The organism is Brevundimonas aurantiaca (genome assembly GCF_904830995.1).
Lineage (GTDB): Bacteria > Pseudomonadota > Alphaproteobacteria > Caulobacterales > Caulobacteraceae > Brevundimonas > Brevundimonas aurantiaca.
This window is the reverse complement of record NZ_CAJGVD010000001.1, coordinates 2,460,626-2,475,754: the sequence shown is the minus strand read 5'-3', so window position 1 is coordinate 2,475,754 and position 15,129 is coordinate 2,460,626. Positions and strand designations below refer to the sequence as shown.

General features: G+C 57.0%; 12 protein-coding genes. All 12 read right to left on the bottom strand.

The genetic code is table 11. The features are described from left to right. Position 1: 1 nt before the first annotated feature. Positions 2-5,107, bottom strand: a complete 5,106-nt coding sequence (locus JMT67_RS12120) for a rhamnosyltransferase WsaF family glycosyltransferase (protein ID WP_201463587.1) — start codon at positions 5,105-5,107, stop codon at positions 2-4. Positions 5,108-5,203: 96 nt separating this feature from the next. Continuing rightward, positions 5,204-5,959 carry a class I SAM-dependent methyltransferase gene (locus tag JMT67_RS12115; protein WP_201463586.1) on the bottom strand — a complete coding sequence of 252 codons (756 nt, stop codon included), beginning with the start codon at positions 5,957-5,959 and terminating at the stop codon, positions 5,204-5,206. 49 nt (positions 5,960-6,008) lie between these two features. Next, the gene (locus tag JMT67_RS12110) at positions 6,009-6,956 is read right to left on the bottom strand and encodes an NAD-dependent epimerase/dehydratase family protein (protein WP_182713366.1); all 948 of its coding nucleotides are present in this window, start codon (positions 6,954-6,956) and stop codon (positions 6,009-6,011) included. Between the two features lie 121 nt (positions 6,957-7,077). Beyond that, positions 7,078-7,947, bottom strand: a complete 870-nt coding sequence (gene rfbA / locus JMT67_RS12105; protein WP_201463585.1) for a glucose-1-phosphate thymidylyltransferase RfbA — start codon at positions 7,945-7,947, stop codon at positions 7,078-7,080. Then, a complete protein-coding gene (gene rfbD / locus JMT67_RS12100) occupies positions 7,944-8,846 on the bottom strand; it encodes a dTDP-4-dehydrorhamnose reductase (RefSeq protein WP_201463584.1) in 903 nt (300 codons plus the stop codon). Before rfbD ends, rfbA begins: the two co-directional genes overlap by 4 nt. Further along, the gene (gene rfbB, locus JMT67_RS12095; protein WP_183217458.1) at positions 8,839-9,894 is read right to left on the bottom strand and encodes a dTDP-glucose 4,6-dehydratase; all 1,056 of its coding nucleotides are present in this window, start codon (positions 9,892-9,894) and stop codon (positions 8,839-8,841) included. The genes rfbD and rfbB overlap by 8 nt, the downstream gene beginning before the upstream one ends. Before the next feature lie 26 nt (positions 9,895-9,920). Next, positions 9,921-10,526: a dTDP-4-dehydrorhamnose 3,5-epimerase gene (rfbC, locus tag JMT67_RS12090; RefSeq protein WP_224764348.1), complete on the bottom strand. Its 606-nt coding sequence runs from the start codon at positions 10,524-10,526 to the stop codon at positions 9,921-9,923. Positions 10,527-10,652: 126 nt separating this feature from the next. Then, on the bottom strand, positions 10,653-11,543 hold the full coding sequence (locus JMT67_RS12085; RefSeq protein WP_182713362.1) for a hypothetical protein: 891 nt from the start codon (positions 11,541-11,543) through the stop codon (positions 10,653-10,655). Then, positions 11,543-12,208 (bottom strand): ABC transporter ATP-binding protein, encoded by a 666-nt coding sequence (locus tag JMT67_RS12080; RefSeq protein WP_224764349.1) that lies wholly within the window; start codon positions 12,206-12,208, stop codon positions 11,543-11,545. The genes JMT67_RS12085 and JMT67_RS12080 overlap by 1 nt, the downstream gene beginning before the upstream one ends. Positions 12,209-12,216: 8 nt before the next feature. Then, entirely contained in the window at positions 12,217-13,374 is a 1,158-nt protein-coding gene (locus JMT67_RS12075; RefSeq protein ID WP_182713360.1) for a chain-length determining protein, read from the bottom strand. A 26-nt stretch (positions 13,375-13,400) separates the two neighbouring features. Then, on the bottom strand, positions 13,401-14,180 hold the full coding sequence (locus JMT67_RS12070) for an ABC transporter permease (protein WP_182713359.1): 780 nt from the start codon (positions 14,178-14,180) through the stop codon (positions 13,401-13,403). Positions 14,181-14,266: 86 nt separating this feature from the next. Next, positions 14,267-15,061 carry a class I SAM-dependent methyltransferase gene (locus tag JMT67_RS12065; RefSeq protein WP_201463583.1) on the bottom strand — a complete coding sequence of 265 codons (795 nt, stop codon included), beginning with the start codon at positions 15,059-15,061 and terminating at the stop codon, positions 14,267-14,269. Positions 15,062-15,129: the final 68 nt, after the last annotated feature.

Sequence of the window (15,129 nt, the reverse complement as noted above, 5' to 3'; positions counted from 1 at the left end):
GTCACCAGAGGTTCCTATCCTCAGAAGGAAGCTGTTGACGGCAAAACGCACGAACGGCCGCGTTGTCATCTGCCGGAGCGATAACTGGCTCTGCTTTATATAGAATTGGCGGATTCCAGCTTGCGCAGAGCTTTCCGTCAAGCACACCAATGATGTTGGCCACCGCCGCATCCCGCTCCCAAATCAGCGTTCTGTCATTAAGCTGACTTGCGACCGAAGACGCATAGCTTTGATCATCGTGAGACTTTTCAAGAACATCAGACAACGCCTGAGCAATAGAACGGGAGCTCTGGAAAGCTAGTACACTGAAACGATCACCGAGATCCATAACGTTATTATAGCGATAAAGACTCACTGGAGTGCATCCGGCAGCCGCCATCTCGAAAGCCATACGTGAGGGATTGGACATCCCCAATGCCAGTCCCGCTGCGCATTGGTTGAACAAATCACTGATTAACTTCGGGTCGCGCAGCATCCCCAAATTCTCATATTCAAAACTCAACCGAGGTCCCGTTTCGGCTCCGAAAAGAATGATTCTCACGTCCGGGCGACTTTTCTTAAGCAAAGCCAAGGCGTCCAAAGCCAACCGGGCCAACGGGCCGGACTGTCCTGCCGGATAATGCATGCAGACGGCCAATTCACGCTTCACGTCCGACCGACATTTATAGACTGCTGTGTCCACGCCGTGGCCTGCGGGAAACGCGCGCGAGAAATAGCGGCTGCTGATCATGTGGGTCAGCCAATTTCCCAGGGTGAAATGACTGAGGCCGTAGATGTAGCTGTTTTCGGTAAGGACCAATCCATCGACCGTGCCAGCCAAGCCGTCGTGATCTTGAACAAGATAACCGCGAGATTGTGCAATCACGTTTGAATGGACGTAGGATGCAGAACTAGCGTCTGTGGCTAACGCCAAACCGGCGTTTCGATGGCTGCTCCACGAGGTGATTACACTGGCAGGCATGTCCCCCAGACTGGCGTCTAGGCGGGCCGTAATGTCGTCATCGCCTTGCCAATAGATTTCCGCTTGGAAACCAGCATCAACTAATCCCTGCGTGGTTCGTAGAACAGAGTCCAGCCGTTCAGGGGCAAGGCCGTCTTCTGAAAGGTAGAGTGCAAGCCGGGAACCGGTCGATCGGATGATCGCCGGCGCCGCGCTCTTGGTGATCGCAAGCGGCGCCGACGCGCGCTCCTGAGGCGTTGCGCCTTTCCACCATTGTTGCACTATGTCCTGTCGACTGAGACCCTCTGGCCAACGACCCCCCAACCAAGACGTCAAAGCAGCGTGCATCCTGCCGCCTGGTTGCTCCGCAATCGCCGCTTCGAAGCTCGATTTCTGCATGACGTCCAGAGTGCCGGCGCCGAATGTTTCGTTGTGTTCCAGCTTCGCGAACATGTTGGCGATGGCCGAGGGAGGGCTGGCGATCAGGTCGTCGACTATCTTGCGACCGAGATTCTGGAGGTTCTCGGCGACAAGACCGTGAAGATTGACGTAGCGAGCAAGTTCACGCACGACCGCCGTCATTCCGGCGCGGCACGGTTCTAGAGCTCGAACCACCGCCTCTTCACCATCGAATATCTCCTTGACCGGGAAGACCTGTCCTTCAGAGTCCACGTCATAACCGACCGTGGATCCGCCCAGCCCATTGAAGATCATCTCGATCACAGCGAGCTGGTCGGGGATTTGATAGTCGGTTCCTCTGTTCAGGTCGCTCAGCCACCCGACCTTGCTAGAAAATGCAGGCTGCTCGTTGAGGTAGCCGAGCAAGGCCAAGTAGTGGCCACGGACGGGCTTGCCGATCGTGTGCGCGAGATTGTCTTGGATCGTGCCGCGCCAGCCGATGTCGCAGATCAGGAGTTCATCCTGATCGGGAGCCAACTCTTGCGCCAAATAGCGTTGAAGCAGGTCACGCTGAGCCGCCAGTTCAGCTTCGGCGTGGCGGCGGAAGCTCTCGTCCGAAAGCAAATTATTGAATCGTGCGTCTGTCCAAGGCGCCTTCACCACCTGATGGGGATCCAGACCCGCCCGCTTAGCCGCCGCCGCTGTTATCGCTGGATCGAGGTTGAGCGAGGCGGAAAACGTCAGCGGCGACTGCTTCCAATACATGGTCCAAAGACGCATGAGCTCTTCGGTATCGAAGGATCGAAGCGAGGCCGCGAAAGTGGCTCTGCGGCTTACGCTCAGCAACTTTGAGGGAGGCGGAGGGGTCGTGAATGGATTGTGCTCTGCAATGAGATCATAGATCTTTTTAAAGAGAATGCCTTCTCGAGTGAAGAAAACCACCTCCTTGGACTGTCGAACTATCGCGTCCTGCATGACATTAAGGCAATAGCCGAATGCAAGGAGGCCGATGTGACAACCGGCGGCGTAGAGATCAAAAGCCTCCCCCTCCATCTCTCCAGACGCCTCTGCGGATTGCCTTTTAGCCAAGGCCAGGAGGCGTCGCTCGTGTTGGGAAACATCGCCCAGACAGAGGGCATGGAAGGCCTGCTCATACCACTTGAGGCGCTCCTCATCAGAGGAAGACACATAGCTGATGGTGTTGATGCCGAGCGATGCGGGGCGTTCCTTGTCCGAGAACGGGTTATCCCCTACGTGCGTCAATTCATGCGGCGCAAGGTTGAGGTCCTTCAACACCTTGCCAAAAAGGGCGCCCGATCGCTTATTTTGATAGCCGTCGCAGGAAACGTAGCCTCTGAAGAAAGCCGATCCCAACTGTACGCTGTGCAGAAGGTTCTCTAAAAAGGGCGCCGACATATAGAAGTCGGAAATAAATATTGCTGGCTGTTCCAAAGAGCGAATTGTGCGCTCAGTGTTGGGATCGACTTCAATAGCGTCCCGTTCGGCGTCGAATTCGTGTGCGATTATGGATTTGGCTAATCGCGCGCGCCGTTCCGGCGAGCATGAGGTATTCAGAACGTTTTGAAGCCAAGAGTGGACAGCTACGTTGAACGAGTATTCGTAATCCCCATTGGGCGCTGACGCATTCTCGGCTCGCATCCTCGCATTCATCAGCGTCACGACATCACGCATCCCGGGAATGATGTCGGTCCAAGCCTGGAGCAGCAGAAAACGTGCGGAGCGGAGCTTGATCTCATCCGGATGGCAACGACGATGCAATATCGTGCTCCAGATATCGAAGGACACCTGCCCGGAAGGTGGTCCTTTCTCAAAGAGATTAACGTAAGAGCGGTCGGTCGATGGCTCTAAATCTCTAGGCGACACTTCAGCATCGAACAGGTTTTCGAACGTTAGGGCCGCCTCACGCGCGCTTCGCTGCAGCGCCCCCCGCACCTCCGTCCGAGGAACGGGTAGCCTGCCTTCCCGCTCTCCATGGTGCATGTAGTGAAGCAAAAGCGGGTGTTTAGCAGCGACGACATCCAGATTGTTCGTACGATACCACGCCGTTGAGAACTTCTCGGACGGGTCGCGATTCTCGGCTTCTCCATACCGTATGAAATGGAACAGCGGATGCAGCCCAGCCTCGGCCACGTCACGATTTCGGGCAAGATACCAGGTTGCGTCGAACAACGCGTTCGGTGAACGGTTGAGCGCGGAGCCCTCTGTCAGATAGTGGTCAACGGCAGATAGTTTGGGCGCCAAGGCCGCTGCGTAAGTGTCTTCGTACCACTTCGCATCGAAGTACGGCGATGGCGAACGACCCTCGGCATGACCATAGCGCACGAAATGGATGAACGGGTCCATACCCGCCTCCATCACATCATGGTTCACATCCAGATAGTAGGCACGGTCAAACAGGTCGAGCGAAAGTCGTTTGTCGAGATTGTATTTTCGGACTAGCGCATTCAGGATCCGCACATGACGTCTGCGCACTCCAGGCGCCACCTCTATTGCAGCTTGGCGTGCAAGATGTTGTTCCGTTTCAAGCGGTGCGGGCGCCTCGAACCTTAGCTCGTCAGTAGGATAATACTGGAAATGCGCCAGCGATTTCACGCGAGACCCGCCCCCGGCGCTCGCTTGCCTCTGAAGGAAGCTAGCCGAATATGCATTGCGGTCTACTTTCGCGACAACGGGAGGGTTGTCGTAGAACAAGGAGGTGATGACCGCCCTTGAACCGCCGTGGCCTTGACCACGCATAATGGCGTCAACCGCCGCGAGGAAGCTTTTGACCTCCCGCTCTTGCGGCCTGGATTTCATAAATTTGATGCCGAACTCTGATCTTTTGAGAAGTTCTTTCGGATTATTGAGGAGATGCAGTATTGCTTCCGCGACCGATTCCGGAGTCTGGAGCGCCAACAGAACGCCTTTCGAGGGCGTGTCGAACAGATTATTCTGGCGATAAAGATCGACCGACGGCAGCCCCGCAGCCATCATATCGAATGGATTGCATGAGGGATTGGTAGAACTTAGACTCAGGCCGACGCAGCATTCATTATAAACTCTGTTCAGTTCCTGAATCGTCAGATTGCCCAAGTTTTGGAAATCGTACCAAAGGTGAGGGGGCTCGGCCGACCCGACAAAAAGGATTTCCGCATCGGGCCGGTAATGCTTCACGATACCCAGCGCCTCGATGCCAAGGCGCGGACAACGGCGCGCCTTGTCACCTTGAAAGACGAAGGCGATCCTAGCAGGCCCTTCCAGACGCTCTTTCATAGGACGTTGGCATCGAAAGACCTGGTTATTGGAGGCGAACTCGAAGAAGAACGGCTCGCTACCAAACTCGGTCTCCAGTTTGTGTGCAAGCCAGCGACCGTAGGTAAGTGGCCTCAAACCGTGAATATATGAGTTTTCCGCAAAAACGCTGCCGTCGCCAACTGGATTGAAATAGGCTTCGAAGTCTTGGATCAGGTAAGCCTTTGCATGGCTGACCATACGCTGGACCAAAATGGCAGTTTCCCATTGCGTGGCGATCGCAAGATCGAACACCCCGGAAGGGACGTCCGTGCTCGGGTGGCAGATGAATCCGGTTGCTCCGTAAAAGTCGTTTGCTTCCCGTGCGAGTTGCGCAGCGTCCCTGCCATTGCTGTTCGTTACGAACACATGGCATTCATAATTTGATTTACTCAGCGCTTTGGCGAAATTGTATATTCGACCAACCCCTCCGGAACCTCTCATCGGACCGGGCGCATAGAACGCAACTTTTCTCATAAATTTGCTCGATGTTTAATTCTATGCGCGGCAACTACGGCCTCTGCCATCTCTTGCCTAACGCATGTTCGCCATGCGTTCATATACGATGATGGGTCAATAAGGCTTCTGCAGCAATCCAAACCCACAAACGTCCGTATAAATCATAGGGTAGGTGGTCGCCCTCCCAAAATTCCCGTTGATGAGGACGCTGTTAGCGGCCGTGGTCTGGCAAAATTCCAGAGCCGCACGATGAGATCCACCCAATCCCGTTCGGTCATACTCCGCCGCCCATTGAGAGATGTCGTCCATGACGATCAGGCCTCCAGGTGGCAGGGCGCCCCACCACAAATTCAACTCCTGCATCGTATGTTCGTATTGATGAGACGACTCGATGTAGACCAGCTGGGGTGGTCCTCCCAAATGCTCGATCGCCTCGATGACGTTTTGTGGGTCCGCAGAATCGCGAACTGCGATCTTGATGTCGTCGTTTAACGACGCCCTATTTACCCATTCCTGTGTGTAGGCAGAAGGTTTCGGATCCAAATCCACCGTGTAAAGGAATTTTTTCCTATTCATTTTCCGGCAGATAAAGCCCAGCACCAGCGTCGAGAATCCGACGTAATGTCCACATTGAACTATGCGGGAAAGCCCAGCCGACATGATTAAGCCAGACAGCATCGACATCATCTCGACGCCGGACGATCCCGAGTTAGGCCATTCAGCAGCGGTCTGTTCGCGCCAAGCCACCAAGACCTCATGATCCGCCTGGTCGATCACGTGAAGAAAAGGCGGATCGTAATCGTTATTTCGAAACCACGTGTAATCTACGCCTTGATCTTCAGCTGCAACGCGACCGAATAGAGTTCTCATTGCTTTCCCATTCAACTGTCATAAAAACGAAGGGCGAATTACCATGTCACTAGCGGCCCGTGGGGCGCTCGGGCTGGTCAGTATCGCGCAACGAGTTAACAAGCGCAACGAGTCGCTCTTGCACGTCACGAGGTCTCCATTTGGCGTTAAGCTGAAGCTTTTCGACGTTCAAGACGTTGTTCGGAATATCAAAATCTCTACGATCAGAAAACGCCAGGTTCGCTTTGACGCCCGCAGCGAGCTCGAGGCGCCCAATCAAGCCCATTAAGGACAAACCCTGCCCCGCCCCGACATTGAAGACCGGGTATGGATCCAGATTTTCTGCCTTCAACGCCATGATCGCCGATAGGCCAGAAGCGACATCGTCGACGTCGATGTAATCTCGAACTACGCTCCCGTCGCCCCAGATCTCGATTTTCTCTCCGCGTAGGATCTTGCGCGCGAATATAGTCGCAGCTCCCTGCTGCCGGGCGTGGGCCTGCCCTGGGCCAAAAGGATTGCTAATACGTGCTATGCGAATGTCGAGCGCTTGCATTCTCTGGCACGAGAGTGCGTAGCGCTCCATGGCGAGCTTGGTTGTTCCGTAGATGCTAATCGGATTCAGCGGGTGTACTTCTGGGATTCGTTCTACATCAGTTCGACCGTAGACTGCTCCGCCGGAAGAGATCAGAACGATGGGTATGCTTGAAAAACCACTAAGGCTTTCTAGCAATGCGATTGTTCCGGCAAGATTGATGGTGATGTCGGCGACCGGATCCGATTCCGCCGTGCCCGGCGTCGTCGACCAAGCAAGATGGAAAACGCCGTCTGGGCGGACATTGGTTACGTTATTGGCCGTAGAGCGGTCGTTGAAGTTAAATTCCACCCAGTCATCATTTGAATCGCCGCGATGGTGCGCTCGAGATGCTATAACGACACTGTGACCGTCTTTTTTGAGGCGAGACACCAAGGCGCGACCTATAAATCCGTATCCGCCCGTTACGACATACAACGCCATGAAATTGACCGCCCGCAGATAAATATACGTTCAGAATGAATGCAAAACCCGCAGCTGCCGGGCGATATCTTGTCCGAAGATTCCCAAGACGCCGAGGTAGTCCCACGCTGCATGAATCTATTCAAGCCCGAAGAGCGAGGCTTTTTAGATACGCGCCATATGAGCTTTTTCCTAGTTTCGCTGCGATTTCTTCGAGCTTGGCGGCATCGATGAAGCCCTTCTGGAAGGCCACCTCTTCGGGACAGGCGATCTTGAAACCCTGGCGCTTTTCGAGGACACGTACGAACTCGGCCGCCTCCAGCAAGCTGTCCGGGGTGCCCGTATCCAGCCAGGCGTAGCCCCGCCCCATGATCTCGACCGAAAGCTTGCCGCGCTCCAGATAGATCCGGTTGACGTCAGTGATCTCCAGCTCGCCCCGTGTTGAGGGCGTCAGGCTGCGGGCGATCTCGACCACGTCCTTGTCGTAGAAGTAGAGGCCGGTGACCGCCCAGTTCGACTTGGGTTCGGCTGGCTTCTCCTCAATCGACAGGGCGCGCATGCGGTCGTCGAACTCGACCACGCCGTACCGCTCCGGATCATTGACATGATAGGCGAAGACGGTCGCCCCGTCGGGCCGGGCCATGGCGCTGGTGAACAGATCGGTGATGCCGTGGCCGTAGAAGATGTTGTCGCCCAAGATCAGGGCCGAGGGGCTGTCGCCGACGAAGTCCGCGCCTATGACATAGGCTTGTGCCAAGCCGTCGGGGCTGGGCTGGACCGCATACTGGATTTCCATGCCCCATTGCGAGCCGTCGCCCAGCAGAGCCTGGAAACTGGGCGTGTCGCGCGGGGTGGAGATGATCAGCACCTCACGGATGCCGGCCAGCATTAGGGTCGACAGCGGATAATAGATCATCGGCTTGTCGTAGACCGGCATCAGCTGTTTGGAGGTGACCAGAGTCATCGGATGCAGGCGGGTGCCGGATCCTCCGGCCAGGATGATGCCCTTCATGGCGCGGTCCTTTCGGCGTGCAGTTCGTGGACGATCTCGGCGACGGCGACCTGCCAGGGGCGGGGCGCGATTCCGTAGTGTCGGGTCAATTTGGCGGTGGACAGGCGAGAGTTCGACGGGCGCCGGGCCGGGGTCGGGTATTCGGACGAAGGGATGGCCTCGACCGTGGCGGACGGACCGCCGGTCGCGGCGCTGAGGGCGAAGATCTCGCTGGCCAGTCCGGCCCAGCTGGTCTCGCCGGCGTTGACGAACTGATAGACGCCGGTCGGGGCGCCCGGGTCGGCGATCATCTTCAGGGCGATGATCTGGAGCGTTTGGGCGATGTCGCGCGCCGAGGTGGGGCAGCCGTGTTGGTCGCCCACCACCCGCAACGTCGGCCGGTCGGCGGCGAGCCGCAGCATGGTCTTGAGGAAGTTGGCGCGGTGGACGCTCAGCACCCAGGCGGTGCGCAGCACGACCGAGCGCGGATTGCCGGCCCGCACCGCCAGTTCGCCCGCCAGCTTGGAGGCGCCATAGACGCCCAGAGGCCCGACCGGATCGGTCTCGACATAGAGACCGTCCTTGGACCCGTCGAACACATAGTCGGTCGAGACCTGGATCAGCGGGATCCCCGCCTCGCGCGTGGCGTCGGCCAGGACCGCCGGGCCCATGGCGTTGGCGGCGAAGGCGGCGGCGACCTCGGCCTCGGCCTTATCGACCGCCGTATGGGCGCCGGAGTTGATCACGGCGGCGAAGGGGGTGGCGGCGAAGGCGGCCCGCACCGAGGCGGCGTCGCCCAGGTCCAGCTCGGCCCGCGTCGGGGCGTGCAGCACGACGCCTTCCGGCCAGGCGGCGGCCTGGAGCTCCAGTCCCACCTGACCGGCCCCGCCCGTGATCAGGATATGGACCGGATCAGCCATGGGCGACCCCGAGTCGCTGGGTCGCATAGCGAGCGTCCAGAATGGCCTGCCACCAGGCCTGGTTCTCCAGATACCAGACCACGGTCCGCTCGATCCCCTCCTCGAAGGTCACCGACGGGGTCCAGCCCAGGTCGGCGCGGATCTTCGAGGCGTCGATGGCGTAGCGGTGATCATGGCCGGGCCGGTCGGTCACATAGGTGATCTGGTCGGCGTACTTCCCCTCGGCCTTGGGCCGCAGCCGGTCCAGGATCGAACAGATGGCGGTGACCACCTCAATATTCTTCCGCTCGGCGTTGCCGCCGACATTATAGGTTTCGCCCGGGGTTCCGGTCTCGAACACGGCCTGAAGGGCGCGGGCGTGGTCATCGACGAACAGCCAGTCGCGCACGTTCGACCCGTCGCCATAGACCGGCAGGGGCTCGCCGTTCAGGGCCCGAATGATGATCAGCGGGATCAGCTTCTCGGGGAAGTGATAGGGGCCGTAGTTGTTGGAGCAGTTGGTCACCAGCACCGGCAGGCCGTAGGTGTGGCCCCAGGCCCGCACCAGATGGTCCGATCCCGCCTTGGACGCCGAATAGGGCGAGCGGGGATCATAGGGGGTGGTTTCCGTAAAGAAGCCCTCTTCGCCCAGCGAGCCGAACACCTCGTCGGTCGAGATGTGGTGAAAGCGGAAGCGCGCCTTGGCGGCCTCGTCCAGGCCGCGCCAATAGCCCAGGGCCTGGTTCAGCATGACGAAAGTCCCGACCATATTGGTCTGGATGAACTCACCCGGCCCGTCGATCGAGCGATCCACATGGCTCTCGGCCGCCAGGTGGGCGACCACGTCCGGCTTGAACTCCCTCAGGGCCTTGGCCACGGCCTCGGCGTCGCAGACGTCGGCCTGGACGAAGGAATAGCGGTTGCTGGACGCCACCGGCTCCAGAGAACTGAGCACGCCCGCATAGGTAAGCTTGTCATAGACCAGGACCTCATGGTCCGTATGCGCGATCAGCCGCCGCACCAGGGCCGAGCCGATGAAACCGGCGCCGCCGGTGACCAGGATACGCATCGATTGTCTCTCAGTCAGTGTTCAGGTTAGCGCGTGGGCAGGGGTTCGAGCGGCCTGCCGTCATACTCAAAGGGACTGTCGAAATCGACCAGGTTCGGCAAAAGCCTGTCCTTGTCGGACAGGACCGCACCAGTTTCTGGGAGGGGCCAGTCGATGCCGATGGTCGGATCGTTCCAGACGATACCGCCATCGCAATCGGGCGCATAGACGTCACTCACCTTGTAGGCGACCTCCACATCCGGCTCGAGGGTGACAAAGGCGTGTGCGAAGCCCACCGGCACGAACAACTGCTCCCCGCCCTCGGCGGTCAGCTTGGCCGCTACATGCCGGCCATAGGTCGGCGATCCTCGGCGGATATCCACCGCATAGTCCATGATCGACCCCCGCACGCAGCGCACCAACTTAGCTTGAGCGCGTGGCGGTCGCTGGAAGTGCAAGCCGCGGATTGTGCCAACGGCGGCTGAAAACGATTGATTGTCCTGAACGAAACGTACCTCGATCCCTGCCGCCAACGCGGCAGCCTCCGAGTATGTCTCCATGAACCATCCTCGCGCATCGCCGAAGCGGCGCGCCTGGAGAGGAACGATCGGCGATGAGAACATGGCGAAAGATAATCCAAACAGCAGCTGCAAGGCGACGAGTCGGCGAGTTCTCAAAAATCCCTAAGACACACAACGACTGCGGAGGTGAAAATAATACAGGCCGTACAGCCAAATTAAACTAGGCGCGAGACGCATCTAACCTTGCGACGTCGAGCCCTATACGCTTGATACTGTTGCCCCCAGAAAAACTAATTCGCCAGAAACGCAACCGTGGACGAGAGCAATCGTAAACTCCATGCCGTCAATCTCATCCCACTCGGCTTCGAGTTCTACCTCGTATATGCCAGGTTTTTCTGCGCTCGTTTTCAAGGTGGTCGGTTTCAACGGCGGCCCCCAGCGAAACTGCAGTTCTTGGCGGGCTCCATCGACATCGATGGAAAACCGAGCGACAATTTTCCAGCGTCCAATAGGGGCCCAAAGATAGGGCCCGCGCAACAGAGCGCGAGGCGGCCCAGTCATGTCTAGAGTGACGGCGACTTCGCTAGCCTTCAAGGGCTGGCGATCATAGATGAAATGAACAGGACACCAATAAGCCTCTCGGGCCTCGCCGGTAAGGTAGGCTATAGCCGCAATAGCTCGGCGATCTCGCGGGTCGTCGCCAAATTCCTCCAACCTCGGAGGAACAACCGATAACCCTAGCAAGACAAGCGGCTCACCGTTGCGGGCGGCATCGGCCGTTGCAGTGGTTATAATAGCGTCAGTTTTCGCCCACAATAAAGCTTCAACTGCTTGGCGCGAAACTTCGATCAAGTGAATACGAGCGTGATCTTCAGGAATATCCCCCATTCCGGAGAAACGGTCTATGCCGTCCAACACAACTACACGATCAGCATTCTCTGTCGGAGCGAAATGTCGATGTTCTCGAGATAGATAGATGCGCGAATCATCTCCGAAATCAGATCGGGTTGGTATATCATCGAGCAAAACAACATCTTGTCCACTTTTCAGCGCAGCAGCTTGCAGTGTCGATATCCATCTGTCCGACTGCCGTGCAGCGCCGATCAGTATACAACGCCGCATCCAGCCTGCAGTGTCCTCTTCAGGCATCACGCAGTCCTCAGCCACTTATAGATTTCGACAGCTTCACCGATATCTTCAAATATCTTAGTTTTGCCGCTTTCGACCAGAAGCGCTCGATCACAATAGCCGGAGATCAGATCTGTATTGTGGGAGGCAAGCAGAAAGGCTCTTTCTGCACGTCGCTCAAAAAGCTCGTGCTGACATTTGCGTTGGAAGCGGGCATCGCCAACCGCGACCAGTTCATCGATAAGATAACATTCAAATTCGATCGCTAGAGATAAACCGAAGGCTAAGCGCGCCCTCATACCGGAGGAGTAGTGCTTCACGGGCTGACGCAATGAGCGGCCCAACTCCGCAAAATCATCTACCCTATCCCGCACTTCCCTAAAGGGGCGCCCATAGATGCGCGCGAGGAAGCGGATGTTGTCGAGGCCCGACAAGCTTCCTTGGAAACCACCGTGGAAGCCGATAGGCCACGACTGGCTCATATGCCAATCGACCCGCCCACCCGTCGGGGACATGACGCCGCCGAGGAGTTTGATCAAGGTGGATTTGCCCTGACCATTCCGCCCCAGGATGGCCAACCTATCTTGGCGACCTAGGGTGAAGTTCAAGTCACTGAACACGGGACTGATCGCAGTCCGGTACGTCAAGCTCAGGTTTTGGACCGACAAACCGACAGAAGAGGTCAAGTCCCTCATCAGCCCTGCCTATGTTCACGCACACCAGCCCAGATCAGCCAGCCCAATCCATAGAGGAGCATTGCGGTGGAGAATACCGCCAGCAGCGAAAGCCATCGACGGGGCTCTTGGGCGGTTTGCGGCAGGTTCGGCGACACGACGCGTTCAAGGTATGCCTGTTGCCGCCGCGCCTCCTGTTCAGCAGCCAGCAACGCTGTGGTCGCGGTAGCCACCTCGCGCGTAGCGAGTTCCCTGTTGAATGACAACTCCTCATAGACACCGACCTGAGGAGCCAAGGAAGCAGCCCCCCCGGTCACCTTAGAACGCTCTGCGTCCGCCTGTCTGCGATAAGCGGCGATGCGTGCGTCAATGGCCGGAAGTTGCGGACTTTCAGGGGTTTGAGACGCTACCTGACTGCGTTCGGCCTGGAGCTCCGCAATACGCGCGTTCAGTTGACCCACCAGTTCGGCGTTCTCGGTGACAAGAGTTTGCGGATCAACGAACGCTTGGCGGTTACGAAAGCCGGTCAACTCGGCCTGAGCGCGCGCCAGGTTATTTATAGCGTTCTCCCGCGTCAGTCGCGCTTGGCGAACAGCATCATTTACTGATCGCTCGTTCAGCCGATTGACCAGCCCTTCACCGCCATCCAGCAGTATAGTGGCGATGTTTTGAGCGTCTTTGGGACGAAACGCCTTGACTTCGAGAGTGCTGATCCCCGTCGAAGAATCGTAACCGACTACGACAAAGCGGTTCAAAGCCTTGAGCAGCCCTTCTTCGCTTGGAACCTCCCCTATTCTTGGGTAGCGCGAAAACAGGTCGGCACCTGGGCGACTCAACACGGACGACACATCTATTCGCTTCTGGAGGTCCTTCAATCCATCGGCGGAAGTCATGTACTCGTGAACTGCGAATGCGTCGCTATGCGTCTGCCCCAATCCGACACCTTGAAGCGCCAGCCCTAGAGAACTGGGCGTCTGACCGGCCGAACGAACAACAAAACGTGCCTCCGATACGTACAGAGGCGACGCAATCAACAGAAAATACACCGCCGCCAAGGCCGTCGGCGCAACGACCACGAGCAAGAACGCCAATGGTATGCGTTTCCACAGGGGTGTTCTACGCTCGTAGGTCAGAGCTTCGGGCGGCGGGCCCACGTAATTGAGTTTCGGCTCAGTCATATCTTGTTCCAGGCCAGGAAGCGACGCTACTCCACATCAACCCGATCACGGGCGTCAGCAAGCAAAGTTAGGCCGATAAAATTCAGCACCCCAGCCCATATCAAAGCATAGGGCGCATGGTAATGCGTCTCGACAAAAGGTCCGAATATGCCGGCACGGACCATCTCGATGCCATGAGGTATGGGCACCAGCAGATAGAGTTCTTGGAACTGCTTCGGCAGCCAAGACACCATGAAGAATGCTCCGGACAGCGGGATTAAGAGATATGTGACCAAGGGCACAATCCTCTCCATCACGTCCCACCTGATCGCCAAAGCCGCCATCACGGTGGCGAGGCCGACACTGTTGAGTGTGAGCACTACCCACCCGGCATATAGCAAGAGAACGTTCTGCGGGGGAGAAACCTGGCCAAGGCACACCAGCACAAAGTAAACGACAATAAAGGCGGCTGTAGAACCAAGAAACTCCAAAAAATTACGCGCTATAAAAAGATGTATTACTGCTATTTGCTTGTGAAAAAGAAGTCCTACGTTTCCTTGAACTGCACCCTGAGAGTACGAAATCTGATGCCGCAGCAAGAGCAGGCACATATACCCAGTCATCACGAATGGGGCAATGCGAATGCCGTGCTCGTATTCTGGCTTGATGATCGACCACATCACAATCACGCCCATGCAGAACAGCAAAGGTTCGCCAATAAGCCACAGGAAGCCGAACCCCTCCCGCCCAAAGCGGGTCACGATTTCGCGCATCATCAATGCGCCAATGATCCGGCCTTGACGGCGTGTGAAACTGGAAACGCTCATGACCCTGCGCTGATGCGACGACGTGGACTACGCCGCGGGGCGCACCATAGGCTTGCGATTGGAGAGAGCAAGAGCCTCGACGAGGGTCAGAAATCTCGCCTGTCAGCGAGCACGGCAACCGTCTGGCCGTCCCCCTGATGCGGCAGGCCGAGATCGTAGCTGATCACGTCCATCTGGAGATGGCGCGCCCAGGATTCGATTTGGGAGCGTTCGGTAATCATATTGAGTTGATCGTCCCGAACCCCCGCCTCAGCACGATCCACCATTCCTTGGAAGATAGGCCAGTTAAAATCGCTTTCCAAAAAGGAAAAAACAATCCGCCCACCAGGCTTCAAGGATCGACGCGCTTCTTTGAGATAAATGAAACTCTCTTGGTGAAGCAAGTGAGTTATGACGCTAAAAATCGCCACCATATCAACCGACGAATCCTCGACCGGGAGCTTCAAGGTTTGATTGAGAATAAAACGAAAATGATCTGGTGACTGCCGTTCCGCATAATCCAACAGCTCTTGCACGATATCAATGCCCAAATACTGAATATTTGGGTACCTTATTCCAAGGTGCTTGGCGAGACGCCCGCTACCGCAGCCAAGGTCGATGATGGACATGCCATCCTTCAGGCCGCACCGTTCCATCACCTCAACCAGGAGCGAACCGGTCACATCATAGGAGCCTCCAACGGCATAGGACATCGCCTCATCCAGCGGATGCTTCTGAATGAGGTCGCGAACATAGGCCGTATAATCTGAAACGAAGTGAGGCTGCTGCTCACGCAAAGCCAACTCGGCCTTCAGCCGATTAACTTCCGCTATTAAGTCCGCATGTTCTTTATTTTTGAAACCGGCCGAGGCTCTGGCTTTCTTTCTGGAAAATCCGAACATTCCAAATCCTTTTGGCGTAAGCAGCTTCAGCCCATAACAAGCTCAACCGAACGGTTAAAGGTGAAAAG